The 26269-nt window shown below is 37.5% G+C and carries 24 protein-coding genes; all 24 read left to right on the forward strand.

Annotated elements, in window-relative coordinates:
• The first annotated feature begins 179 nt into the window (after positions 1–179).
• A complete protein-coding gene (tsf, locus tag QBK89_RS05260; RefSeq protein ID WP_284139980.1) occupies positions 180–1064 on the forward strand; it encodes a translation elongation factor Ts in 885 nt (294 codons plus the stop codon).
• A 109-nt stretch (positions 1065–1173) separates the two neighbouring features.
• A complete protein-coding gene (gene pyrH / locus QBK89_RS05265; protein WP_284139981.1) occupies positions 1174–1896 on the forward strand; it encodes a UMP kinase in 723 nt (240 codons plus the stop codon).
• A gap of 3 nt (positions 1897–1899) precedes the next feature.
• Positions 1900–2457: a ribosome recycling factor gene (gene frr / locus QBK89_RS05270; RefSeq protein WP_284139982.1), complete on the forward strand. Its 558-nt coding sequence runs from the start codon at positions 1900–1902 to the stop codon at positions 2455–2457.
• 254 nt (positions 2458–2711) lie between these two features.
• Positions 2712–3473 carry an isoprenyl transferase gene (locus QBK89_RS05275; protein ID WP_284139983.1) on the forward strand — a complete coding sequence of 254 codons (762 nt, stop codon included), beginning with the start codon at positions 2712–2714 and terminating at the stop codon, positions 3471–3473.
• Positions 3474–3488: 15 nt separating this feature from the next.
• A complete protein-coding gene (locus QBK89_RS05280) occupies positions 3489–4262 on the forward strand; it encodes a phosphatidate cytidylyltransferase (protein WP_284139984.1) in 774 nt (257 codons plus the stop codon).
• Positions 4263–4431: 169 nt separating this feature from the next.
• A complete protein-coding gene (rseP, locus tag QBK89_RS05285) occupies positions 4432–5691 on the forward strand; it encodes an RIP metalloprotease RseP (RefSeq protein ID WP_284139985.1) in 1260 nt (419 codons plus the stop codon).
• Between the two features lie 105 nt (positions 5692–5796).
• A complete protein-coding gene (locus QBK89_RS05290) occupies positions 5797–10083 on the forward strand; it encodes a PolC-type DNA polymerase III (RefSeq protein WP_284139986.1) in 4287 nt (1428 codons plus the stop codon).
• Positions 10084–10319: 236 nt separating this feature from the next.
• A complete protein-coding gene (locus QBK89_RS05295; protein WP_284140116.1) occupies positions 10320–11138 on the forward strand; it encodes an STAS domain-containing protein in 819 nt (272 codons plus the stop codon).
• 356 nt (positions 11139–11494) lie between these two features.
• A complete protein-coding gene (rimP, locus tag QBK89_RS05300; RefSeq protein ID WP_284139987.1) occupies positions 11495–11965 on the forward strand; it encodes a ribosome maturation factor RimP in 471 nt (156 codons plus the stop codon).
• A gap of 14 nt (positions 11966–11979) precedes the next feature.
• Complete coding sequence (gene nusA, locus QBK89_RS05305; protein WP_284139988.1) at positions 11980–13074, forward strand: transcription termination factor NusA; 1095 nt, start codon at positions 11980–11982, stop codon at positions 13072–13074.
• 12 nt (positions 13075–13086) lie between these two features.
• Positions 13087–13359 carry an RNase P modulator RnpM gene (gene rnpM, locus QBK89_RS05310; RefSeq protein ID WP_284139989.1) on the forward strand — a complete coding sequence of 91 codons (273 nt, stop codon included), beginning with the start codon at positions 13087–13089 and terminating at the stop codon, positions 13357–13359.
• Complete coding sequence (locus QBK89_RS05315; protein ID WP_284139990.1) at positions 13356–13661, forward strand: L7Ae/L30e/S12e/Gadd45 family ribosomal protein; 306 nt, start codon at positions 13356–13358, stop codon at positions 13659–13661. The genes rnpM and QBK89_RS05315 overlap by 4 nt, the downstream gene beginning before the upstream one ends.
• Positions 13662–13677: 16 nt before the next feature.
• The gene (gene infB / locus QBK89_RS05320; RefSeq protein WP_284139991.1) at positions 13678–15837 is read left to right on the forward strand and encodes a translation initiation factor IF-2; all 2160 of its coding nucleotides are present in this window, start codon (positions 13678–13680) and stop codon (positions 15835–15837) included.
• Positions 15834–16112, forward strand: coding sequence for a DUF503 domain-containing protein (locus tag QBK89_RS05325; protein WP_284139992.1), 279 nt, complete (start codon positions 15834–15836; stop codon positions 16110–16112). The genes infB and QBK89_RS05325 overlap by 4 nt, the downstream gene beginning before the upstream one ends.
• Before the next feature lie 27 nt (positions 16113–16139).
• Positions 16140–16481, forward strand: a complete 342-nt coding sequence (rbfA, locus tag QBK89_RS05330) for a 30S ribosome-binding factor RbfA (protein WP_284139993.1) — start codon at positions 16140–16142, stop codon at positions 16479–16481.
• Between the two features lie 95 nt (positions 16482–16576).
• The gene (gene truB, locus QBK89_RS05335; RefSeq protein ID WP_284139994.1) at positions 16577–17467 is read left to right on the forward strand and encodes a tRNA pseudouridine(55) synthase TruB; all 891 of its coding nucleotides are present in this window, start codon (positions 16577–16579) and stop codon (positions 17465–17467) included.
• 20 nt (positions 17468–17487) lie between these two features.
• Positions 17488–18441 (forward strand): bifunctional riboflavin kinase/FAD synthetase, encoded by a 954-nt coding sequence (locus QBK89_RS05340; protein WP_284139995.1) that lies wholly within the window; start codon positions 17488–17490, stop codon positions 18439–18441.
• Between the two features lie 158 nt (positions 18442–18599).
• Positions 18600–18869 carry a 30S ribosomal protein S15 gene (gene rpsO / locus QBK89_RS05345; protein WP_284139996.1) on the forward strand — a complete coding sequence of 90 codons (270 nt, stop codon included), beginning with the start codon at positions 18600–18602 and terminating at the stop codon, positions 18867–18869.
• A 357-nt stretch (positions 18870–19226) separates the two neighbouring features.
• Positions 19227–21326 carry a polyribonucleotide nucleotidyltransferase gene (gene pnp / locus QBK89_RS05350; RefSeq protein WP_284139997.1) on the forward strand — a complete coding sequence of 700 codons (2100 nt, stop codon included), beginning with the start codon at positions 19227–19229 and terminating at the stop codon, positions 21324–21326.
• An 803-nt stretch (positions 21327–22129) separates the two neighbouring features.
• The gene (locus tag QBK89_RS05355; RefSeq protein WP_284139998.1) at positions 22130–23080 is read left to right on the forward strand and encodes a polysaccharide deacetylase family protein; all 951 of its coding nucleotides are present in this window, start codon (positions 22130–22132) and stop codon (positions 23078–23080) included.
• A 46-nt stretch (positions 23081–23126) separates the two neighbouring features.
• Positions 23127–24350 (forward strand): M16 family metallopeptidase, encoded by a 1224-nt coding sequence (locus tag QBK89_RS05360; RefSeq protein WP_284139999.1) that lies wholly within the window; start codon positions 23127–23129, stop codon positions 24348–24350.
• Between the two features lie 71 nt (positions 24351–24421).
• Complete coding sequence (locus QBK89_RS05365) at positions 24422–24655, forward strand: YlmC/YmxH family sporulation protein (RefSeq protein WP_284140000.1); 234 nt, start codon at positions 24422–24424, stop codon at positions 24653–24655.
• Positions 24656–24793: 138 nt separating this feature from the next.
• Positions 24794–25681: a dipicolinic acid synthetase subunit A gene (dpaA, locus tag QBK89_RS05370; protein WP_284140001.1), complete on the forward strand. Its 888-nt coding sequence runs from the start codon at positions 24794–24796 to the stop codon at positions 25679–25681.
• Positions 25678–26268: a dipicolinate synthase subunit B gene (gene dpaB / locus QBK89_RS05375; RefSeq protein WP_284140002.1), complete on the forward strand. Its 591-nt coding sequence runs from the start codon at positions 25678–25680 to the stop codon at positions 26266–26268. Before dpaA ends, dpaB begins: the two co-directional genes overlap by 4 nt.
• Position 26269: the final 1 nt, after the last annotated feature.

Below are 26269 nucleotides of genomic sequence, written 5' to 3' on the forward strand. Positions count from 1 at the left end.
GAGGATAAGCCTTTTATCACCTTTTTTGAAAGAGATATTTCACTTGATTTAGGTGCTTCCTATAACTATGAGTGATTTGTTAAGTTACAGCGTATTACTTATAGATCCAACATCACTTGCGGGGTTATCTAATTCAAGACTTAAAAATTTAGCATCAAAACATTCAAGGAGGATTTATGATGGCAATTACTGCACAAATGGTTAAAGAATTACGCGAAAAAACAGGCGCTGGCATGATGGATTGTAAAAAAGCGTTACAAGAAACAGACGGAAATATTGAAAAAGCAATTGATTATCTTCGCGAAAAAGGAATTGCAAAAGCTGCTAAGAAAGCAGATCGTATTGCAGCTGAAGGTTCCACATATATTGAAGTTCACAATAATACAGCAGTACTTTTAGAAGTAAACTGTGAAACAGACTTTGTAACAAAAAATGATCAGTTTAAACAACTTCTTGCAGACTTAGGAAAGCATTTAGTTGAACAAAAGCCTACAACCGTTGAAGAAGCATTACAGCAAAAGCTTCATGGTGAAGGAGACACTGTAGAAACATATATTAATGGTGCGGTTGCAAAAATTGGAGAAAAAATCTCCCTACGCCGTTTCACGATTTTAACTAAAGGCGATAATGATACATTCGGAAGCTACCTGCATATGGGTGGACGAATCGGTGTATTGACATTGCTAGAAGGTACGACAGATGAACAAGTTGCGAAAGATGTCGCAATGCATGTTGCTGCTGTTAACCCAAGCTATGTTTCACGTGACGAGGTTGCAGAAGAAGAAGTAAACCGTGAGCGCGAAGTACTAAAAACACAAGCACTTAATGAAGGTAAACCAGAAAAAATCGTTGAAAAGATGGTTGAAGGTCGACTAGGTAAATTCTTTGAAGATATTTGCTTGCTCGAGCAAAGCTTTGTAAAGGATCCAGACCAGAAAGTGAAGAAATACGTTGCTGATAAAAATGCTACAGTAAAAGCATTTGTTCGTTATGAAGTTGGCGAAGGTATGGAGAAGCGTGAAGAAAACTTTGCTGAAGAAGTAATGAGTCAAATTAAAAAATAAAAGCTATTGTCATAGGGGACATCTATTGTTCCCTATTTCTCAATAGAATTACTTAACGATACAAACAAACAAGAATAAATAAACATATAAATTTTCTATGGAGGTTATTATGACAACAGCTGGTTACCGTAGAATCGTTTTAAAGCTTAGCGGAGAAGCACTTAGTGGAGAACAAGGTTATGGTATTGAACCTAGTGTTATTCAGTCAATTGCAAATCAAGTAAAGGAAGTGGCTGAATTAGGTGTAGAGATTGCCATTGTTGTAGGCGGAGGAAACATTTGGCGTGGTAAGGTTGGCAGTGAAATGGGAATGGATCGTGCAACCGCAGATTATATGGGAATGCTTGCTACGATTATGAATTCGCTTGCTTTGCAGGATAGTTTGGAAAACATCGGTATTCCAACAAGAGTACAAACTTCCATAGAGATGCGCCAAGTAGCTGAACCATACATTCGTAGAAAAGCAATCCGTCATCTAGAGAAAAAGCGCGTTGTTATTTTTGCAGCTGGAACAGGAAATCCTTACTTCTCGACAGATACAACCGCAGCATTAAGAGCTGCTGAAATTGAAGCTGAAGTAATACTAATGGCAAAAAATAATGTAGATGGTGTTTACTCTGATGATCCTAAGCTTAATAAAGATGCGTTTAAATATGACCGGTTATCCTTTATGGATATGCTGAACGAAGGGCTAGGCGTAATGGACTCAACAGCATCCTCTCTATGCATGGATAACGACATTCCGCTCATCGTGTTCTCTATTACAGATAACGGTAATATTAAAAAAGCAGTTCTTGGTGAAACAATTGGAACTACTATAAGGGGGAAATAAAAAGTGAAAGAAGCAGTCTTGAAAGATACGCGTGATAAGATGGAACAAGCAGTACAAGCATTTTCCAGAAGTCTTGCGACAGTAAGAGCGGGAAGAGCGAATCCTAGTCTTTTAGACAGTGTGTATGTTGACTATTACGGAGCCTCTACACCTCTAAATCAGCTTGCTACGGTTTCAGCTCCAGAAGCTCGTTTATTAGTCATTACTCCTTACGATAAAACAGCTGTAGGTGAAATTGAAAAAGCGATTCAAAAGGCAGATTTAGGCTTATCTCCATCTAGTGATGGGAATGTGATTCGCATTAATATTCCACCTTTAACTGAAGAAAGACGCAAAGATTTAGTTAAAGTAGTCGGCAAATACGCAGAGGAAGCACGCGTGCAAATTAGAAATATTCGTCGTGATGCCAATGATCGCTTGAAAAAACTTGAGAAAGACAGTGAAATCACGGAAGATGAACTTCGTCAGTCTCAGGATGATGTACAAAAAGAAACAGATAATTTCACTGGTAAAATTGATCAGCTTGCAAAAACAAAAGAAAACGAAATTATGGAAGTTTAGTCTTAAAACGATTAGAACCCACAATCCATAGAAGATTTATTAACATGCTTTCATCGGGTGAAAACAAATAAGATGCAAAAAGCCCTCTTGTTTAAGAGGGCTTTTGTTTTTCGAATAGATGAAAACTAGGTATAATGAAGAATGGATTTTCATGTTATAATAATGATTCAATATCTTTTCTTATCATATATATATAGTGTAGGATTCTATGGATTGTTTGCTGAGAACAATCTTCAATATTCGGAGGACAATTTATGTCGATAAAACTTCCATTTTTAAAAAAGAAACAAAAAAAGCCATTAAACGATTTTGAGCTTATAAATATCCCTTCCCATGTGGCCATTATCATGGATGGAAATGGGAGATGGGCAAAAAAAAGAGGACTACCACGTATTGCGGGGCATAAAGCGGGTATGGATACCGTTCAAACAACTGTGAGGGCTGCAGTGAAATATGAGGTTGATGTTCTAACCTTATTTACATTTTCCACTGAAAATTGGAAGCGGCCGAAGCTAGAAGTTGATTTTTTGATGAAACTTCCGAAAGAGTTTCTACATAAATATTTACCAGAATTAATGGAAAATAATGTTCGAGTAGAGACAATTGGAGATTTTGATTCGTTACCTGCACATACGAGAGAAGCGGTTCAGCATGCGAAAGAACAAACGAAAGACAATGATGGATTATTACTCAATTTTGCTTTGAATTATGGGGGTAGAGATGAGATAATCCAAGCAATGAAACAAATTGTTACAGATGTAGAACAGCAACAGCTTTCAGCTGAGTCACTAGATGAACATGTTTTTGCTAACTATTTGTATACGAAAGGGCTGTCAGATCCAGACTTACTCATTCGTACAAGTGGTGAACAACGAATAAGTAATTTTTTACTCTGGCAATTAGCTTACTCAGAATTTTGGTTTACAGAGACTTATTGGCCAGATTTTACAGAAGAAAAATTTGTAGAGGCGCTTCAGGATTATCAGCTTCGGAAGCGACGCTATGGAGGATTATAAGGTGATGATAATCAAATGAAGCAACGGATAATTACCGCAAGCTGGGCATTACTTATTTTTATTCCAATTTTAATTTATGGCAATTGGCCATTTACAGTTTTGTTATATGCATTAGCGACAATTGCTTTAATTGAGTTTATGCGTATGGGAAAAATACCTTTATTTTCTTTTCCGGCGTTACTTGCTATTGCTGTTCTTTGGTTATTATTAGACCGTAACTTGATGACTTTTTTTACGAAGGCCGAATGGCTTATGCTGTTCGTATTGCTAATTCTAGCTTTTACAGTGGTTATTAAGAATAAATTCACCTTTGAGAATGCTGGTTTTGTTATTTTAGCTACGATTTATGTTGGAATGGGTTTTTATTATTTTCTAGAAACCCGTGCTGATGGGTTAGCTAAGATTTTCTTTGTACTATTACTCGTTTACGCAACGGATACAGGAGCTTATTTCGTTGGTAAAGCATTGGGAAAACATAAGCTCTGGCCAGAAATTAGTCCGAATAAAACAATTGAAGGAGCAATTGGCGGCATTGTTTTAGCCGCTATTGTAGGTATTGTTTTTCAATTAATGTATCCATTTGAATTATCTATGTCAGCTGTACTAGGCGTAACGGTACTTGTCTCTATTTTTGGACAAGTAGGTGACTTAGTTGAATCTGCCTTTAAGCGTCATTTTGGCGTAAAAGATTCTGGAAATATTTTACCAGGCCATGGTGGCATCCTTGACCGATTTGACAGCTTGATTTTCGTGTTTCCAATGCTTCACTTTATTCAGTTTATCCATTGAATAAAATTAGTTTTAATTAGGAAAACAGATAAATATAATATATTTATTATATATAAAACATATGGTATAGTGTAAACTAATTAATAGAAAGACAAGATCGTTTTAAAAGAACTGGTTATGGATACAAGAAAGGAATTTTCTCCCTAATTTTTAAAGGATGGTGCAGCATTTGAATACAATTATTGCGTTTATTTTTATGTTTGGACTGCTTGTATTCATTCACGAGCTAGGCCACTTAATCTTTGCCAAGAGAGCTGGAATGCTTGCACGTGAATTTGCAATCGGATTTGGTCCAAAAATCTTTGCCTTTACAAAAAATGAGACACTATATACGATTCGATTACTGCCAATCGGTGGTTATGTTCGCGTTGCTGGTGAAGATCCAGAAATAATTGAATTAAAGCCTGGCCACCATATTGGTCTTGAGTTTAACGAAGATAACTGTGTAAATAAAATTATTGTAAATAATAAGTCAAAGCATCCGAATGCGCGAGTAATTGAAGTAGAGTACGCCGACTTAGATCATCAGCTTGTTATTGAAGGCTATGATACGGATAATGAGGAAGAAAAGCTTCGTTTTAAAGTAGATCCAAAGGCATTTTTTGTGATGGATGAAAAAGAAACACAAATTGCCCCATTTGATCGTCAATTTGCTTCTAAAAGTATTCGTCAACGTGCCATGCAGCTTTTTGCTGGACCAATGATGAACTTCTTACTTGCTATGGTTCTGTTCTTAATAATTGGTACCATTCAAGGGGTTCCTGTAGAGCAAGCTGCAATTAATGATGTACAGCCAGGAAGCCCTGCAGCAACAGCAGGTTTTCAAAGCGGGGATGAAATTATTGAGATCGATGGAAATCCTGTTTCAACGTGGGAGGAATTTACGGAAATCGTTCGAGAAAATCCGGAGAATGAGCTGCAAATGGTTGTAAAACGGGATGATTCTACAGAGACATTAACGGTTACACCTAAAAAAGTCGAAGCTCAGGATATGGTAATTGGTCAAATCGGTGTGCGCCAAGCATTTGAAAAGTCCTTTTTAGGTGCGTTTCAATATGGTGTTGTAAAAACTTATGACACAACAAAGCTAATTTTAACGAATTTGTTTATGTTGATTACTGGTCAGTACTCGATTGACATGTTATCAGGTCCAGTAGGAATTTATGATGTAACTGACCAAGTGGTTCAAACTGGTTTTATGAATTTCCTCATGTGGACAGCGATTTTAAGTGTTAACCTTGGAATCGTCAACCTTGTACCATTACCTGCATTGGATGGTGGCAGGTTAATGTTTATTGCAATTGAAGCGGTTCGCGGTAAACCTATGGATCCGCAAAAAGAAGGAATTGTCCACTTTATCGGTTTTGCGTTACTTATGCTTTTAATGATCATTGTAACGTGGAATGATATACAACGACTCTTTTTATAATTGCTTTTAGTGTGCTTGAAACGAATAGAAACCCTTGTCTGTTATTGTGGCAAGGGTTTTCCATTATGATTATGGATTTAGATGGCTTTTCCAGGAGGCATAACAATGGACATATCAAAAAAAGAAAAAATGATGATTTTACTACAACAGCTCCAAATATCTGAAGAATATGCAGGGTATTTAAATGATAGTACATTAGAACGCCTAGAGGTTTTTAAGCAAGATAAAAAATGGCATTTCTATATCCAAGTATTAAATGTTTTGCCGCTTACGGTTTATCAGCTGATTTCTGCAAAACTTCATGAGACATTTCATCATATCGCTCAAACAGAGCTAACGATTATTGCACAGTCAAATGAGTGTGACAAGGAAACTATTCTGGAATATTGGCAGCATTTTGTTCAATCGACTCCAATCTCACCAGGTTATCGTGATCAAGTTTGTGGACAAGCGCCTTCTATTGTAAATCATAAATTAGCATTAGTTGCTAGGAATGACGCAGAAGCACATGCGCTAAAAAAGAAGCTCGAACCTGATTTTCACCAATTTTGCAAAAAAGTTGGCTTGCCAGCGTTCCCATTTGTTATCGAAGTAAAAAATGAGCAGGAAGCAATACAAGCATTTAGAAAACAAAAGGCAGCAGAAGATCAACAATTGATCCTTAAAACAATGCAGGAAAAAGAAAAACGGGATCAGGAAAAACAACAAGGAGGAGACGATAAACCGTTCGTGCTTGGCTATAAAATTCAGGATGAGCCAATGTCTATGGAAGAAATACAAGAAGAAGAGCGACGTATAACTGTTCAAGGGTATGTATTTGCCGTAGATATACGTAAATTACGTTCGGGTCGAAGTCTATTAATTGCAAAAGCAACAGATTATACAGATTCGCTACAAATAAAAATGTTTTCTAAAAATGACGAGGATGCTGCGACTTTTGAGAAATTAAAAAAAGGAATGTGGATTAAAGCGAGAGGTAGCATTCAAACAGACATGTATTCTAATGAGCTTGCGATGATGGCGAATGATATACATGAAGTAACCGTAGCAGTAAAGCAGGATACTGCTCCAGATGAAGAAAAAAGAGTGGAGCTACACGCACATACGACGATGAGTCAAATCGATGCGGTTGTTTCACCTTCTAGACTCGTTGAACAAGCAGCAAAATGGGGGCATAAAGCAGTTGCCATTACAGACCATGCAGGAGTACAAGGCTTCCCGGATGCTTTTCATGCTGGAAAAAAGCATGGAATAAAGGTGCTATATGGCGTAGAAGTAAACCTTGTAGATGACGGTGTTCCAATTGCTTATAATGAACAGGATATTGACTTGGAAACAGGTACATATGTTGTATTTGATGTGGAAACGACTGGACTTTCAGCCGTATATGATACGATTATCGAGTTAGCTGGGGTGAAAATCCATCAAGGTGAAATTATTGATCGTTTTGAAGCATTTGCAAATCCACACCACCCCTTATCACAAACAACAATAGAACTAACAGGTATAACCGATGAGATGGTAAAGGATGCGCCAGAAATTGCAGAAGTGTTAAAGGATTTTGAGAAATGGGCACGGGATTCTATCCTAGTTGCACACAATGCAAGCTTTGATATTGGCTTTTTAAATCAAGGCTATAAGAGGATTGAATATAACCAAGTAGAACAGCCTGTTATTGATACGTTAGAGCTTGCACGCTTTTTATTTCCCGAGTTGAAAAATCACCGTTTAAATACATTGTGTAAGCATCTAGATATCGAACTAACACAGCACCACCGTGCAATATACGATGCGGAGGCTACTGGCTACCTGATGTGGAAGCTGCTGCAGCTTCTCTTAAAACGAGAAATTACCAACCATTTACAGCTTAACAATCATATGGGAGAGGGCAATGCGTATCAGCGCTCACGACCTTATCACTGCACATTATTAGCACAAAATGAAACAGGGTTAAAAAACATCTATAAGCTTGTTTCGCATGCACATATTGATTATTTCTATCGCGTTCCACGAGTACCTCGATCATTACTACAAAAACTGCGAGACGGAATTTTAATTGGTACAGCATGTGATAAAGGAGAAGTATTTGAGACGATGATGCAAAAATCAGCAGAGGAAGCAGAAAAGGCTGCTGCATTTTATGATTATATTGAAATACAGCCTCCAGCGAATTTTGTACATTTAATGGAAAAGGAACTCGTTCAAAATGAAGCACAGCTTTTAGATATTATACGGAAACTAGTTGAACTAGGTAAACGAATGGATAAAATCGTTGTAGCAACTGGTAACGTACATTATATTGAAGATCATGAAAAGATGTATCGTCAAATTTTAATAGCTTCTCAAGCTGGTAATCCATTAAATAGACAACAACTACCTGATACACCGTTTAGAACAACTAGTGAAATGCTAGAATGCTTTGATTTTCTCGGGAAAGAGGTAGCTAAAGAAGTTGTTGTAACAAATACGCAAGCTTTAGCAGATCAAATTGAAGAAGTAGCTCCTGTAAAAGACGGCCTATACACACCGACAATCGAAGGTGCTGACCAAGAAATCCGTGATCTATGCTATAGCCGGGCGGAAAGTATATATGGAAATCCGGTACCACAAATCGTTGTTGATCGACTAGAAAAAGAATTAGCAAGTATTATTGGACATGGTTTCGCTGTAATTTATCTTATTTCTCATAAACTAGTAAAGAAGTCACTTGATGACGGCTATTTAGTAGGATCAAGGGGATCAGTTGGTTCTTCACTAGTTGCAACGATGACAGAAATAACAGAGGTAAATCCTTTACCACCTCATTACGTGTGCGCTGCATGTCATTATCATGAGTTTATTACAGATGGTTCCGTCGGAAGTGGATTTGATTTACCTGATAAAACATGTCCAAACTGTCAAGCTTCCTTAACGAAGGATGGACAGGACATTCCTTTTGAAACATTTCTTGGTTTTAAAGGAGATAAAGTTCCAGATATTGATTTAAACTTCTCAGGTGAATATCAACCAAAAGCACATAATTATACAAAGGTGTTATTTGGAGAAGACAATGTTTACCGCGCAGGAACGATTGGAACGATAGCCGAAAAAACGGCATTTGGGTATGTAAAGGGGTATGCATCTGATAAGCAGCTCGTGTTAAAGGCAGCGGAAGTAGAACGGCTCGTACAAGGCTGTACTGGAGTTAAGCGAACAACTGGCCAGCATCCAGGAGGAATTATTGTTGTTCCTGGAGATAAGGAAATATATGATTTTACACCTATTCAATATCCTGCTGATGATCGTAATAGTGAATGGCGTACAACACATTTTGATTTCCATTCGATCCACGATAATTTACTAAAGTTGGATATACTTGGACACGATGATCCAACCGTAATTAGAATGCTGCAAGATCTAAGTGGAATTGATCCGAAAACAATCCCTACGGACGATGCCGAAGTGATGAAAATATTTTCAGGAACTTCATCACTAGGAGTTACAGCTGAGCAAATTAATTGTAAGACTGGAACATTAGGTGTACCTGAGTTTGGAACGAAATTTGTACGACAAATGTTGGAAGATACAAAGCCAACAACCTTTGCAGAGCTTGTCATTATTTCTGGTCTTTCTCATGGAACAGATGTATGGCTTGGAAATGCGCAGGAGCTTATTAACGATGGAATATGTCAGCTCCCAGATGTTATCGGTTGTCGTGATGATATTATGGTGTACTTGATGCATAAAGGACTTGATGCCTCGTTAGCATTTAAAATTATGGAGTCGGTTCGTAAAGGGAAAGGATTACAGGATGAATGGATAATTGAAATGAAAAAGCAAGGCGTACCAGATTGGTATATTGAATCCTGTAAAAAGATTAAATATATGTTCCCGAAAGCACACGCTGCCGCTTATGTGTTAATGGCGGTTCGAATTGCATATTTTAAAGTGCATTATCCAATCTTATTTTATGCTGCATATTTCACAGTAAGAGCAGATGATTTTGACCTTGATACGATGGTGAAAGGGTCTGATGCAATGAAACAGAAGATATCTGTAATTGCTCAGAAGGGAAACGATGCCTCTCCAAAAGAGAAAAACCTGTTAACCGTATTAGAAATTGCTTTAGAAATGTGTGAAAGAGGCTTTTCTTTTAAAAAGGTTGATCTATATAAATCTAGCGCAACCGAGTTTATTGTCGAAGGTGATGCGTTAATTCCACCTTTTAATGCAGTAGATGGCCTTGGTACAAATGCGGCCATTAACATTGTAAAAGCTCGAGAAGAAGGAGAGTTTCTATCAAAGGAAGATTTACGTGAAAGAAGTAAAATATCTAAAACTGTCCTTGAATATCTTGATAATCATGGCTGTTTAGAAGGCATGGCTGAAAAAAATCAACTTTCATTGTTTTAATAAATAGCATATGAAAAACATAGGGCTGAAAAAGGTCAGGGCGTACATCTTTCGATGGACTACCTGACCTTTTTAAAGGAATGTGAAAATAGAAGAACTTAATTAATACATCCCATCTCTTCCATATCTTTTTAGTGCCTAAGTAATTTATTTTTGCTAGTAAAATGGAACATGGTACAATAAATCTAGTTTAAACTACGTATATGTTTATTAGATAGCAATAAAAGGGGGCCTGGATTGTGGCGTTTAAAAATGAAAAGGATATTCGAACTTTTTTAAAGGCAAATCGAGATATTTTTGAAAAACGTTTGTTAGTTCAAGCTAAAACAGTAAAAGATAAGATTGAAGAAATTAAAGCAATCGGAAATATTAATCTTATTGCGAATGCAGAACGGCTCGTTCTACTTGTTGTTGACGAAGCAGACGAAGAAGTTGATTTATTCGCAAAACAAGAAGGTGGGTTATGGGCAAAATATGCTTTAACATTATCTTTTAAGCTTGAATGGGTACAGGCTATTCGTAGAACCCTCTGGGAGTTTTTATATGAGTGGGATAAATTAAATCAACATAAGCGTGCTGCAGAAGACTTTTATCAAATGGAAGAAAAAACAAATCAATTAATCGATCAATTTTTAAATGGTTTTTTTATAAGTTATTCCAAAGCGAAAGATGAATTAATCGAAGAACAACGGAAGCTTGTTGATAATTTGTCCGTGCCCATTATCCCGATCACCCAAACGGTAAGTATTTTACCATTAATCGGTAGAATCGATTCTTACCGTGCGAATATTATTGAAGAAAAAGTTTTATTAGAAATTGGAAGATTGCGTGTTGAGACGTTGATAATGGATCTTTCAGGGATTGCACAGATGGATGAAGAAGCGATTCAACCCTTTTTGCGATTGTTAGATGGTATTGAAATGATGGGATGTCGTCCTGTAATTACCGGTTTACGGCCAGAAATTGTGCGGAGCATGGCAACATTAAACATTGACTTTGGTAAACGTGCGGAAACAAAAGGTACACTACAATCGGTATTACATAATTATTTGTAAGCGCATAATATGAAAGCGTAGATGTTTTTGAGTTAATTTCTAAATGGAGAAGGATAACGTCCAATTTTTGTCAACAACATTGTTGCAACTTCCGAAGCATTGTGATATATTTTTATTGTGAGTATTGATACGAATGGTTACAAGAGTGGGAAAACGCCCACTCTTTCTTCATACTATCACCCATCATGCGTCAGATTTCTCCCTTGCCCATCGATTTTGGCAAGGGTTTTATATTGATAGCATTTTGGGAATGCCATTTAAAAGCACATCTAATTGGGTTCCAGTTCAAATGAAACGATGAAAATCGGCAATAATAATAACAACAAATTAATTACACAAAAAAAGGAGGATGGGTTTTGAGCTCACATGTTGTCAAGACAACCGAGGAATTGGTTCAACCTATTTTGGATGAAAAAAATCTAGAATTAGTGGACGTTGAATATGTAAAAGAAGGAAAAAATTGGTTCTTGCGTGTGTATATCGATAAAGTTGGTGGTATCGATATTATGGAATGTGGAGAAGTATCAGAACGATTAAGTGAAAAGCTCGACGAGGCAGATCCTGTTAAGGAAGCTTATTTCCTAGAAGTATCCTCGCCAGGAGTAGAACGACCATTAAAAACAAAAGAGGATTTCCAAAAGCATATTGCCGATCATATTTTTGTTAAATTATATGAACCCATTGATGGTGAAAAAGAATATGAAGGAACACTTTTAGCCTTTGTAAATGATGTAGCAACGATTGAATACAAAGTAAAAACACGGAAGAAAAAGGTAGAGATACCTTTTGATAAAATAGCAAAAGCAAGACTGGCAGTTGTATTTTAAAGGGGGAATAAAAGGTGAGCAGTCAACTGTTTGATGCAATTGAATCATTAGCAAAAGAAAAAGGCATCGATAAAGAAATATTATTAGAGGCATTAGAAGCGGCGTTAATTTCCGCGTATAAAAAGAATTTTAAATCAGCTACAAATGTACGTGTCGATTTAGATGAAAAATCAGGAAAAATGCGCGTGTTTTCACGTAAGACAATTGTTGAAGAAGTAGAAGATAATCAGCAGGAAATAACCTTAGAGGAAGCAAAAGCAATTGATCCTAATTATGAAATCGAGGATGTAATTGAGGTAGAGGTAACGCCGAAAGATTTTGGACGTATTGCAGCACAAGCAGCAAAACAAGTGGTGACACAACGTGTTCGTGAAGCAGAGCGTGGCGTTATTTTCAGTGAATATGCGGACCGTGAAGATGATGTTATGACAGGAATTATCCAACGAAAAGATCCACGATTCGTATATGTAAATCTTGGGAAGATCGAAGCAAAGCTTGCAGAAGCCGAGCAAATGCCTACAGAAGAATATCTAGTACATGATCGGTTAAAGGTTTATGTTACGAAAGTAGAAAATACGAGTAAGGGACCGCAAATTTATATCTCTCGTTCGCATCCAGGGCTTTTAAAGCGTTTATTTGAAATGGAAGTACCTGAAATATTTGATGGCACAGTGGAAATTAAATCAGTTGCACGTGAAGCAGGTGATCGTTCTAAAATTTCCGTTTATGCTGAAGACACTGAAGTTGATCCAGTTGGTTCCTGTGTTGGACAAAAAGGACAACGCGTACAAGCAATTGTCAATGAATTAAAAGGCGAAAAAATCGATATTGTAGAGTGGTCAGAGGATCCAGTCATTTATGTATCGAATGCTTTAAGTCCTTCAAAAGTAGTGAAGGTTATTGTAAATGAGGATGAAAAAGCGACTACCGTTATTGTTCCAGATTATCAATTATCCCTAGCAATTGGAAAGCGCGGACAAAACGCCCGCTTAGCAGCTAAATTAACAGGGTGGAAAATTGATATTAAGAGTGAATCAGAGGCTCGTGAAGAAGGACTGCTCCAAGAAGGCGAAGAAGATGCTGACATTCAGGAAGATCTTTTTGAATGAGGAGGGATTTAATTGGTCCAGAAGCGAAAAGTTCCATTACGAAAATGTGTAGTAACCAATGAAATGAGACCAAAGAAGGAATTGATTCGAATCGTTCGTACAAAGGACGGAGAAGTATTTGTTGATCCTACCGGGAAGAAAAACGGACGAGGAGCATATATTTCGAATGAGCTAGCGGTTATTGAAGAAGCGGAAAAAACGAAAATACTTGCGCGTCATTTAGAGGCCGATATTTCTCCAACTATCTATGATGATTTACGAAGCCTTGTTGGTAAAAACGTATGAAAACGAACTATTTGAATTTGTTAGGTTTAGCGCTTCGTGCAGGGAAATGTTCCCTTGGGGAAGAACAAATTGTTAAGGATATCCAAAAAAAACGAGCAAAACTCGTATTGCTGGCAAACGATATCGGACCACAAACGAAGAAGAAGCTGACAGATAAATGTCAAACTTATCATATACCTTGTTTAATCGTAGAGGAAGATAGACATGCACTATCTGATGCGATTGGCAAATCACAAAGAGTAGCAATTGCAATTTTAGATACAGGATTTGCAAACAAATTAATTTCGTTACTCGGCAATTAAATTCGGGGGTGAACGTATGAGTAAAATGCGTATATATGAATATGCAAAACAAAACAATATCGCAAGTAAGGATGTTATTAATTTTTTAAATGAAATCAACTTTGAGGTTACGAACCACATGTCAACCATTACACCTGATGTGATTACAAAATTAGATAATAAATTTAAGCAAGCAGATGAGAAAAAAGCGAGTGAAAAGAAGGATTCTGAATCTGCAAAAACGAGTGGGCAAAAAGGATCCAAGCAAGAAGGAAAACCTAAAAATCAAGGAACACAGCCACGAACAGACAAAGCAAATAAAGGAAAGCAAAAACCACAGCATCAGGGCAATAGACAAAATGATAATCGAAAGCATAAACAACGAGGTAATAAAGGGAATAAGGGAAATAACGTTTCAACGAAGCAGTCGGTAGTAAAAGAAACACCGAAGGAAATTGTATATCACGGTACCCTTACCGTAAGCGAGCTTGCAGAAAAGCTGAACAAGGACGCTTCAGAAATTATTAAAAAATTGATGTTTCTCGGCGTGATGGCGACTAAAAATCAAGACCTAGATGATGATGCCATTGAATTAATTTGTGCAGAGTTTGAAGTGGAAGCTAAAAAAGAGATTATCCTAGAGGATACAGATCTTGATAAATATATCGTTGAAGACGATGAAGATCAACTAAAAGAACGTCCTGCAATCGTAACGATAATGGGTCACGTTGACCATGGAAAAACAACCTTGCTTGATGCCATTCGTCATACGAAGGTAACTGAAGGAGAAGCAGGCGGAATCACCCAGCATATTGGCGCATATCAAATTGAAAGAGAAGGTAAAAAGATTACTTTCTTAGATACACCAGGTCACGCTGCTTTTACAAGTATGCGTTCACGTGGAGCTCAAATCACGGATATCGCGATACTTGTTGTGGCTGCTGATGATGGTGTTATGCCTCAGACAGTTGAAGCGATTAATCACGCAAAAGCGGCAGAGGTACCGATCATTGTCGCTGTAAATAAAATGGATAAAGAAACAGCAAATCCAGATCGTGTGATGCAAGAGTTAACGGAGCATCAGCTCATTCCAGAGGATTGGGGCGGCAGTACAATCTTTGTTAATTTATCTGCTATTAAACGCGAAGGTATTGACGATTTGTTAGAAATGATTTTACTTGTTTCTGAAGTAGAGGAATTGAAGGCAAATGAAAACAGAAGCGCACTTGGAACAGTAATTGAAGCACAGCTTGATAAAGGAAGAGGCTCTGTTGCTACTTTACTCGTTCAAAATGGAACGTTAAAGGTTGGAGATTCCATCGTTGTTGGTAGTACGTATGGCCGTGTGCGCGCAATGGTGAATGATATTGGTAAGCGCGTGAAAGAAGCGGGACCATCAACACCTGTTGAAATTACTGGATTAAATGATGTTCCACAAGCAGGGGATCGCTTCCTCGTTTTTGAAGATGAGAAAAAAGCGCGTCAAGTTGGAGAAGCTCGTCAACAAAAGCAAATCCAAGAAAATCGTAGCGAACAAACAAAAGTTAGCTTGGATGATTTATTTGAACAAATTAAGCAGGGAGAAATGAAGGAAATTAATATCATTATTAAAGCAGATGTTCAAGGATCTGCTGAAGCACTTGCTTCATCCTTGCAAAAAATAGATGTTGAAGGCGTTAATATAAAAATTATTCATACAGGCGTAGGAGCGATTACGGAATCCGACATTATTTTAGCTTCTGCTTCAAATGCGATTGTAATTGGTTTTAATGTACGACCTGATGTGAATGCGAAAAAAGCTGCTGAATCAGAAAATGTTGATGTTCGTCTTCATCGTGTTATTTATAAAGCGATTGAGGAAATTGAGGCAGCAATGAAAGGAATGCTTGATCCAGAATATGCTGAAAAAGTAATAGGTCAAGCAGAAGTCCGCGAAACGTTCAAAGTATCTAAAATTGGTACAATTGCTGGAAGCTATGTTACTGATGGAAAAATCACACGTGATGCGGGAGTACGCCTTATTCGAGACGGAGTCGTTTTGTTTGAGGGAGAAATCGATGCTTTAAGGCGTTTTAAGGATGATGTGAAAGAAGTAGCGCAAAACTATGAATGTGGAATCACAATCAAAAATTTCAATGATATTAAAGAAGGCGACGTTATTGAAGCGTTTGTAATGGAGGAAATCGAACGACAATGATTCTCTTTTTAGAGGTTGAGTGCATCATGTATGAAGGAAATTCGTTAAAGCAAAAGCGCTCTGTTTTAAAACGTTTGATCAATAAAATCCGTAAAGATTTTAATGTATCTGTTACAGAGTTGGATTACCACGACCTTTGGCAACGAACAAAGCTTGGCATCGTAACGATATCCAATGATTATGTTCATGCTGAGAAAGTAATACATGATGTACTGCGCGTCATTGATTCATACGCTGAAATGGAACGTACGATTACCAATATTGCACGCTTATAGTGGCTTTCTTACAATGAGGTGAATTTAATGAGTAATATACGAGCCAATCGAATTGCAGAGCAAATGAAAAAGGAGCTTGGGGAAATTCTTGGTCGAAAAATCAAGGATCCTCGAGTAGGCTTCGTAACTGTTACGGATGTTGAGGTAACAGGTGATTTGCAACAGGCAAAAATTTTCATTTCCGTATTAGGTGATGAAAAGCAAAAGCACGATACGTTATTAGGTCTTGCAAAAGCAAAAGGGTTTATTCGTTCAGAAATTGGAAAACGAATTCGGTTGCGCAAAACACCTGAGCTAACCTTTGAATTTGATGAAGCACTTGAATATGGTAATCATATTGAGTCGATTTTACGCGACTTAAACAACTAGTAATTGAAAATTAGCTAGCATAAATCTGACTCACCTTTATTGTGAGTCGGATTTTTCCATATGGAGCGGCTTTAGATAGCATTGGAGGAAAATCAATGGATGGTATTTTACCACTTTGGAAGCCAAGAGGCATGACATCCCATGATTGTGTCATGAAAATAAGAAGGTTATTACGGACGAGAAAAGTAGGTCATACGGGCACTTTAGACCCCGAGGTAGAAGGTGTATTACCGATATGTATTGGGCAAGCGACAAAAATTGTTCCATTTTTAACGGATACAAAAAAAAGATACATCGCTGAAATACAACTTGGTACTGCGACGGAAACAGAGGATGCCCATGGAGAAATAATCGAAAATAAGCCAATTATTAATCCACCTTCTAAACAGGATATTGAAAATGTGCTACAATCATTTATGGGTAGAATTAAACAAGTCCCACCAATGTATTCTGCGGTAAAGGTAAACGGAAAAAAACTGTATGAATATGCTCGACAAAATATTCAAGTAGAACGTCCAGTGAGAGAAGTCATCATTTATGACATAAAGCTGATCAATTATAAAGCCCCAAGCTCGATTAAAATCGAGGTGATTTGTTCAAAGGGGACCTATATACGTACACTTTGTGTTGATATTGGAGGCGAGCTTGGTTATCCAGCCCATATGCACGACTTAGTAAGAATGGAAACAGGAGCATTTTCTAAAGAGAATACCGTGACATTTTCTCAGATAGAAGAAGCAGTAAGCTTAGGTATTGAACAAGATTTATTGCAGCCAATTCTAAAAGGTATTCAGCATTTAGATAAACTACATGTGGATCTTGAAACAAAGCAAAAAGTGCAGAATGGACAAAAGCTAACCACGCCAGAAAAGGCATTAAACACTGACCCGTTTGCTGTCATATATGATGAAACATTATTGGCAATCTATCAAAACCATCCGGAGAAACCCGATCAGATAAAGCCTGTACGTGTGTTTAACGGATAGATAAAGTGTAGGTGAAGAAATTGCGAACAATTGAATTAACGTATCCGCATACATTAAACCTAGAGGCATTACCAAAAACAGTTGCAGCAATTGGTTTTTTTGATGGTGTTCATCTTGGGCATCAACAGGTTATCGAAGCAGCTGTCGATGAAGCAAAGAAGCGAGAGATGGAGAGTGCTGTCATATCTTTTTTTCCACATCCATCTGTTGTTTTGAAAGCAGGACGAGAAGATGTAAAATATATTACACCACTCCGTGAAAAACAAGAGATTTTACAGCGCCTTGGTGTGGATCGTTTCTATATTATTACCTTTAACAAGGAACTTTCTTCCTTATCACCAAAAGCGTTTATTGATCATTTTATTATCGGACTGCATATTAAGCATCTTGTTGCTGGATTTGATTTTACATATGGACATCGAGGACAAGGTACAATGGAAGATATGAAGGAATATGCAGATAATCATTTTACCTATTCTACGATCACAAAGGTTGAAATGGATAAGGAGAAAATAAGCTCCACTCGTATTCGAAGCTTCCTTGCAGCAGGAGATATGGAAAAAACTGCGCAATTACTTGGCAGACCTCTTTCTTTATATGGAATGGTTGTTGATGGAGAGAAACGGGGTCGAACATTAGGCTTTCCAACAGCAAATTTAAAAGTAAATGATGCGGCTTTGTTGCCTAAGCCGGGAATTTACGCAGTAAAAGTCAGCTATAAGAATGAAAGCTATGAGGGAATGGCCAGTCTCGGTACGAATCCAACATTTACAGAGAATCGAGATTCCTTATCTTTAGAAGTTTATATATTCGATTATAATAATGATTTGTATGGAGAAGAATTACAATTACAATGGTTCCGTTTTATTCGAGATGAACAGAAATTCACGACAGTTGATGGGTTAATCAAGCAAATGAAAAATGATGAAGCCGTAATTCGCAACTATTTTTCAGAGCTTCCCCATCGTGTATAGCAAAGGAAATAAAAATATCACGAAATCTATTCTTTGTACTTGCAATTTTAATGAAAAACATGTAATCTTAAGAACGTAAAACCGTTTGCTTGGCAAATTGCAACTCCGGCGTTTGCTAGGGAACTGGGGATATGAAAAATTACTAGGAGGTGAGCCATATGGCTATCACGAAGGAACGTAAGAATGAAATCATCAATGAATACAAGGTTCATGAAAACGACACTGGTTCTCCAGAAGTACAAATTGCTGTACTAACGGAAGAAATCACAACACTTAATGAGCATCTACGTGTTCATAAAAAAGACCACCATTCACGCCGTGGTTTAATGAAGATGGTTGGTAAACGTCGTAACTTGTTAACTTATCTACGTAATAAAGATGTTACTCGTTACCGCGAACTAATTAAACGACTTGGTTTACGTCGATAAAATGATGGAAAAAGCAGGAGAAATCCTGCTTTTTTTTACAATTGAAAGAAATGATTGTGGTGCGAACACAGTGAAGGCATTTGCTTATGATCTCATCAAAAGTCCTCGTCAAGCTCCGGGTTTCTACTTTCTTCTTGCTATGTGTCTTCCATGCAATGTTGAGAATGGATTATGATTGATGTAGGAATACTGTAATTGACGGACAGTTTACGATATAGGAACTGTTTTTTCGTACGAGAGCTAAAAGTTATGATAATCAAAATGCTTCACACTGATTCACATACATAAAATTTACATGCAACAAAGGAAACTATAAAATAGAATTTAGAATGTTTTTTGAAAGGAGTTCAACTATTTATGGCAGAAGGAAAAAAAGTTTTTTCCACAGAAATCGCCGGAAAAAAATTTAATGTAGAAATTGGAGAACTAGCAAAACAAGCAAACGGTGCATGTATGGTCCATTATGGCGATACAGCAGTGCTAGCTGCTGCAACAGCTTCAAAGGAACCGAAGGATTTACCGTTTTTTCCATTAACGGTGAACTATGAAGAACGACTTTATGCAGTAGGAAAAATCCCTGGTGGATTTATTAAGCGAGAAGGGCGACCAAGCGAAAAAGCGATTTTAGCATCACGCTTAATCGATAGACCAATTCGTCCTTTATTCCCCGACGGATTCCGTAATGAAGTACAAGTAATTAGTACGGTAATGAGTGTTGATCAAGATTGTTCTAGCGAAATCGCTGCAATGATTGGTTCTTCCATCGCATTGAGCATTTCTGACATTCCTTTCTCAGAACCGATTGCTGGGGTTCATGTAGGAAGAGTAAATGGAGAGTTTATTATTAATCCTTCCATCGAACAAGAAGAGCAAAGTGATATTGATCTAACTGTGGCAGGAACAAAGGATGCAATAAATATGGTTGAGGCTGGTGCAGATGAAGTGCCAGAAGAAATCATGTTAGAAGCAATTATGTTTGGACATGAAGAAATCAAGCGTCTCGTAGCTTTCCAAGAAGAGATTATTCAAGCGGTTGGACAAGAAAAAATGGAAGTTAAGCTGTTTGATGTAGAGCAAGCTTTATCAGATCAAATTGATGCTGCGGCAAAAGATAAATTAATTACTGCGATTCAAGTAAAAGAAAAGCATGCTAGAGAAGCTGCTATTAATACGGTAAAAGAAGAGGTATTAGCAGCTTATGAAGCGGAAGAAGAAGCAACAATCAAGCAAGTAAAAGCAGTGTTAGACCGCATTGTAAAAGAAGAAGTGCGTCGCCTCATTACAAAAGAAAAGGTTCGTCCAGATGGGCGTAAACCAGATGAAATTCGTCCACTATCTTCTAGAATCAGTGTGCTCCCAAGAACACATGGTTCAGGTTTGTTTACGCGTGGTCAAACACAGGCATTGAGCATTTGTACGCTAGGTGCACTAGGAGATGTGCAAATATTAGATGGCTTAGATTTAGAGGAATCAAAACGATTTATGCATCATTATAATTTCCCACAATATAGTGTTGGTGAAACTGGACCAATCCGAGGACCGGGTCGTCGCGAAATCGGTCATGGTGCTTTAGGAGAAAGAGCACTAGAGAAAGTAGTACCATCTGACAAAGATTTCCCTTATACGATACGTCTTGTATCAGAAGTACTTGAATCTAATGGCTCAACATCTCAAGCAAGTATTTGTGCAAGCACATTAGCAATGATGGATGCAGGTGTTCCGATTAAAGCACCAGTCGCTGGGATTGCGATGGGACTTGTGAAATCAGGAGACGATTATACGATACTTACTGATATCCAAGGAATGGAAGATGCTTTAGGAGATATGGACTTTAAAGTTGCTGGTACTGCTAACGGTGTAACAGCACTCCAGATGGACATTAAAATTGATGGATTATCAAGAGAGATATTAACAGAAGCACTAACACAAGCTAAAGTAGGACGCATGCAAATATTAGAATCCATGCTTGCAACAATTAAAGAGCCAAAAGTAGAGCTTTCTCAATATGCTCCAAAAATATTAACGATGCATATCAATCCTGATAAAATCCGTGATGTTATTGGACCAAGTGGAAAACAAATTAATAAAATTATTGATGAAACTGGCGTTAAAATTGACATCGAGCAAGATGGTGGAATATTCATCTCCTCTACAGATACGGACATGAATGAAAAAGCGAAAAAAATCATTGAAGATCTTGTACGAGAAGTTGAAGTTGGCCAAATTTATTTAGGAAAAGTAAAACGGATAGAAAAATTTGGTGCATTCGTAGAATTGTTTAAAGGAAAAGACGGACTTGTTCATATTTCCGAGCTTGCAGAGGAAAGAACGAATAAGGTGGAGGACGTTGTAAAGCTTGGGGATGAAATAATGGTTAAGGTAAAGGAAGTAGACCACCAAGGCCGAGTAAATCTCTCACGTAAAGCTGTCCTAAAGGAACAAAATGAAGGTAAATAAGCAATCTAAATTGATTTAGAGTAGAAGAAGCTGGAATACCAGTTTCTTTTTGTTTTTTATGGCTCTATGCTAAGTATGATAGTGCCTCTTTTCTATCAGGGATTCAATAGAAGCAAAAAAAAATACACGCATTCGATACACCAACCACTTGACTGGTAGTAAGAAAAGTTAGAGTGAAACTAACTTTTGGGAGTAGTGATTCAACTGTTATTAAAAATTGGCATAGTCGTAAATGGTTGCGGCTATGCCTTTTTCTGTTTGAAACGTGCTTACAATCTCGCTACAGAAACCTACTTCGCTTTCCGCAGGCGCCACCTCAACTATTATTGCTCCACTGTCGTGTCGCAATAAGGATTTTCGGTTGTTACTTTTACTGCAGGAGTCTTCGTAGGGTTCTTCCGCTGATGGAGGTGAAGCAGTTTCTAACTTTGCATCAGTATAGGTTGTACTTCGATTGCACCGATGCAGGTAAAATAGATTTTAATGCGTGGTTCATTTTTACCGTTTACTTTTTCTGCGTGCGATGTGTCGCTGCAGTAGCGTTCCTTGTCCTATAGGACTAGCACGCGTCTGAAGACTTACTTGGTAAAGTGATTTCCTTTACCGAATTAGCTGAGACCATGCAAGCATATACACTGCGGTTTAGGCACAAGTATTAGTTATAATATACATCTAGTAAAAGAGATGGTGGAGTCAAAATCACACCACCACATTTGCCAGAGAACCTTTTTTAATGCACTTTTCCTATGCAGAACATATCTTGTCCTTTTCTCTCATATACTTCCATTGAGGAGGGGGTTGTCATGAGACGTTTCCGTGGTTTAATAACTCTAATTGTGTTTGCCATATTGTTTTTTACAGCATATAGTGAGGATTATAATCCCTTTACAGCATCCTTTGATCAATCTTTAAACACAATGCAGGTTGTAAAAAAAGAAGCACCATTGTATAAAGAAATTCAAGCAAAGGCTGAAACGTATAATAAAGCACCACAGGATGCATATATTGATAAAGTTTGGAAAAAAACGCCAGGGAGAAATGGCCTTCAGGTGAATATTTCGAAATCCTATCAAAACATGAAGAAAAAAGGCATGTTCTCAGAAAAACTTCTTGTTTATGATCAACTATCGCCGAAAGTATCCTTGCAGGATTTGCCGGCAGCCCCGATTTACCGAGGGCATCCAGAAAAGAAGATGGTAGCATTTTTAATTAATGTTTCGTGGGGAACGGAGTATGTTCCAGGTATACTAAGTCAATTAAAGAAAAATAATGTGAAGGCAACCTTTTTTATTGAAGGAAAATGGGCAAAGGAAAATGCAGATTTTGTAAAGATGATCGATGATGAAGGCCATTTAATTGGAAATCATGCTTATAATCATCCGGACATGGCTAGGATTTCAAATCAGGCAATTCTAGAACAAATCAATCAAACAAATGAGATTTTAGAAGCAATTATCGGTAAAACACCGAAATGGTTCGCTCCTCCAAGTGGTAGCTTTTCCGATTCGGTTGTAGAAGTTGCACATAATTTAAAAATGGAAACAATACTGTGGACAGTGGATACGATTGATTGGAAGAATCCATCTGTTTCTGTTATGATGAATCGAGTAATGGATAAAGTGCATCCAGGAGCAATGATTTTAATGCATCCTACTGCGTCTGTAGAAAAGGGCATAGATCAAATGATCCAAGAGATTAAGAAAAAAGGGTATAAAATCAGTACCGTTGACAAGCTATTAAGCGAGGATAGGTAATAGAATAATATCGCGATATATAGAAGGTATATAGGAGGAAATTTTTTTGATACAAAAACATACATGTAATAACGGACTTCGAGTAGTGTTAGAAACAATCCCCTCAGTTCGGTCTGTAACGATTGGCATATGGGTTTTAACTGGTTCACGGAATGAAAACGAAGCACTAAATGGTATTTCACATTTTATTGAGCATATGTTTTTTAAGGGAACGAGTAGTAGAACTGCAAAGGATATCGCAGAAGCTTTTGATGCCATTGGTGGTCAAGTAAATGCCTTTACATCAAAGGAATATACATGCTTTTATGCGAAGGTTTTAGATACACATAAAGAAGAAGCACTAGATATTCTTGCTGACATGTTTTTCAATTCGACGTTTGACGAATCTGAAATGGAGCGAGAAAAAAAGGTAGTTTATGAAGAAATTAAAATGTATGAGGATACACCAGACGATCTAGTACACGACTTGTTAGCTCGTGCATCATATGGAGACCATGCACTAGGACTCCCAATCTTAGGCACAGAAAAACAATTGGCCACGTTTACACCAGAAACGTTAAGACAGTATATTGATGCGCAATACACGCCAGACAATGTCGTTGTATCCATAGCTGGTAATGTTGATACGTCATTTATTTCAAAAGTAGCAGCTTATTTTGGTACGTTTACAAGAAATAGTAACAGTGAACGATTGACTAAGCCCGCATTCATAAACAACCAAATCGAAAGACATAAGGAAACAGAGCAAGCGCATGTATGTATTGGGTATGAAGGCTTTTCTGTTTCTGATCAAGATATTTATAGTTTAACAGTGATGAATAATGTCTTGGGTGGAAGTATGAGTTCAAGGTTGTTTCAAGAGGTTCGCGAAAAGCAAGGGCTTGCTTATTCCGTCTTCTCATACCATTCTTCGTTCTTAGATAATGGACTCTTGACAATATATGCTGGAACAGGGAAGGAACAGCTTCCTTTATTACGAGAAACAATCGACCAAACGATCGCAAGCTTTGTAAAAGAAGGCTTGACCGAGAAAGAACTAAAAAATAGTAAGGAACAATTAAAAGGCGGCTTTATGCTTGGATTAGAAAGCACCAGCAGTCGAATGAGTCGTAACGGTAAAAATGAATTATTACTTCAGCGACATCGTTCTATGGACGAAATGCTTGCTGAAATAGATGCGGTAACATTGGAGTCTGTCCAACGTGTACTCTCAACTGTATTTGAGAAAAGCCCTTCTATTGCAATCATTGCACCGAATAAGCAAAATTAACCTATGTATATACATAGGTTTTTTCATTGCTACATATATATAGATTAACGATGCTAGTTAGGAGGATATCGATGCGGTATAGAGATATTAGTGGGAAAGAAATCGTTAATGTATATCATGGATCACGATTAGGAATTCTTGGGCAAACAGATTTAGAAATAGATGAGGAAACTGGACAAATAAAGTCACTTATTATTCCGAATTATAAGTGGTTTGGACTCAAAAAAGAAGGAGAAGAAATTAAAATTAATTGGCGATCCATAAAAAAAATTGGTGAAGACATGATCATGATCGAGATGGAATAGTAAACTGGTATCCCGAGTAGGATACCAGTTTTTTTTGATATGTAATCACTCTCTAACGTAAACATCATAAGCTATAAGGAAAAAGCTTTTAAATAGTAAGATGATAAAAAGAATGTTGCTTGGAGGGTGTTCTATCGAATGAATCAGACAATAGCTGTTATCGGTGGAGATGCGAGGTACTTGGAGTTGATTCGTCAATTGCATGGGCTTGGCGATGTTACGACAATCATTGTTGGATATGACAAATTAGAACAAGGATTTACGGGAACGAAAAAAATGGACTTTGATGACTTAGAGCCAGAAAAGCTCGATGTCGTTATTTTACCTATTACGGGAACGAAAAAAGCCGGAGAAGTAGAAGCAGTTTTTTCTGATCAAAAGATATATGTACGGCGAGAATGGTTTGAAAGACTGCCTTATGGGACGGTTGTTTTTACAGGAATTACGAATCAATATTTAGATAGCATGATGGCGAATGCAAAAGCAACACTTATTCCATTATTGGATCGAGATGATGTTGCAATTTATAATTCGATTCCTACAGCTGAAGGAACGATCATGATGGCTATTGAACATACAGACTATACAATCCATTCCTCTCGTATTATTGTTGCTGGCTTTGGCAGAGTTGGCAATACCGTAGCTAATAAATTTTCAGCCTTAGGTGCGAAGGTATCCGTAGCTGCAAGTAGTATAAAGGATTTAGCGAGAATTACAGAAATGGGTTTACAGGCAATTCCGTTAAACAACCTACCTGATTATACAGAGCAATGCGATTTATTAATCAATACTATTCCCGCACCGGTCATAACAAAAGAGGCAATTCAACAGCTTCCGTCCCATGCTTTAATATTTGATTTAGCTTCAAAACCAGGTGGAACGGATTTTGATTTTGCTAAACAGCGTGGTATTAAAGCTATTTTGGCTCGAAGTTTACCTGGAGTTGTTGCACCAAAAACAGCGGGTAAAATTTTAGCCGATGTTATTATTCAAATTTTGAATGGAAGAAAGGAGATTACCCCATGAATTTAGAAGGCAAACGGGTTGGATTTGGTTTAACTGGATCTCATTGTACGTATGATGCTGTTTTTCCACAGCTCGAACGACTAATGGAATTAAAGGCTGAGGTCGTACCGATTGTTTCTTACACTGTAAGAACCGTTGATACAAAGTTTGGGAAGGCAGAAGATCATATCGAAAAGATAGAAGCAATAACAGGTAAAAACGTGATTGCGACGATGCCCGATGCAGAACCTTTGGGACCGAAAAATCCACTAGATTGCATGGTTCTAGCACCTTTAACTGGCAATTCGATGAGTAAGCTTGCTAATGCATTAACGGATTCTCCTCCTTTAATGGCAGCTAAAGCAACGATGAGAAATCAAAAGCCAGTTGTTCTCGGAATATCAACGAACGATGCACTTGGTTTAAATGGCGTTAATTTAATGCGACTAATGGCGAGTAAATTCATTTATATGATACCATTCGGACAGGATGATCCAATAAAAAAGCCCAATTCACTTGTTGCTAAAATGGAACTTCTTCCTGAAACTATTGATGCTGCGATAAATTATAAACAGCTGCAACCTGTTATTGTTCCATTTAAGGAATAAA

This window comes from Virgibacillus sp. LDC-1 (assembly GCF_030137545.1).
GTDB lineage: Bacteria > Bacillota > Bacilli > Bacillales > Amphibacillaceae > LDC-1.

Excerpts from the sequence above, each read along its gene's own strand:
- tsf (WP_284139980.1), top strand. The coding sequence starts at position 180 with ATGGCAATTACTGCACAAATGGTTAAAGAATTACGCGAAAAAACAGGC.
- pyrH (WP_284139981.1), top strand. The coding sequence starts at position 1,174 with ATGACAACAGCTGGTTACCGTAGAATCGTTTTAAAGCTTAGCGGAGAA.
- QBK89_RS05275 (WP_284139983.1), top strand. The coding sequence starts at position 2,712 with ATGTCGATAAAACTTCCATTTTTAAAAAAGAAACAAAAAAAGCCATTA.
- QBK89_RS05280 (WP_284139984.1), top strand. The coding sequence starts at position 3,489 with ATGAAGCAACGGATAATTACCGCAAGCTGGGCATTACTTATTTTTATT.
- QBK89_RS05290 (WP_284139986.1), top strand. The coding sequence starts at position 5,797 with ATGGACATATCAAAAAAAGAAAAAATGATGATTTTACTACAACAGCTC.
- QBK89_RS05315 (WP_284139990.1), top strand. The coding sequence starts at position 13,356 with ATGAAAACGAACTATTTGAATTTGTTAGGTTTAGCGCTTCGTGCAGGG.
- infB (WP_284139991.1), top strand. The coding sequence starts at position 13,678 with ATGAGTAAAATGCGTATATATGAATATGCAAAACAAAACAATATCGCA.
- QBK89_RS05325 (WP_284139992.1), top strand. The coding sequence starts at position 15,834 with ATGATTCTCTTTTTAGAGGTTGAGTGCATCATGTATGAAGGAAATTCG.
- rbfA (WP_284139993.1), top strand. The coding sequence starts at position 16,140 with ATGAGTAATATACGAGCCAATCGAATTGCAGAGCAAATGAAAAAGGAG.
- truB (WP_284139994.1), top strand. The coding sequence starts at position 16,577 with ATGGATGGTATTTTACCACTTTGGAAGCCAAGAGGCATGACATCCCAT.
- rpsO (WP_284139996.1), top strand. The coding sequence starts at position 18,600 with ATGGCTATCACGAAGGAACGTAAGAATGAAATCATCAATGAATACAAG.
- pnp (WP_284139997.1), top strand. The coding sequence starts at position 19,227 with ATGGCAGAAGGAAAAAAAGTTTTTTCCACAGAAATCGCCGGAAAAAAA.
- QBK89_RS05355 (WP_284139998.1), top strand. The coding sequence starts at position 22,130 with ATGAGACGTTTCCGTGGTTTAATAACTCTAATTGTGTTTGCCATATTG.
- QBK89_RS05365 (WP_284140000.1), top strand. The coding sequence starts at position 24,422 with ATGCGGTATAGAGATATTAGTGGGAAAGAAATCGTTAATGTATATCAT.
- dpaA (WP_284140001.1), top strand. The coding sequence starts at position 24,794 with ATGAATCAGACAATAGCTGTTATCGGTGGAGATGCGAGGTACTTGGAG.
- dpaB (WP_284140002.1), top strand. The coding sequence starts at position 25,678 with ATGAATTTAGAAGGCAAACGGGTTGGATTTGGTTTAACTGGATCTCAT.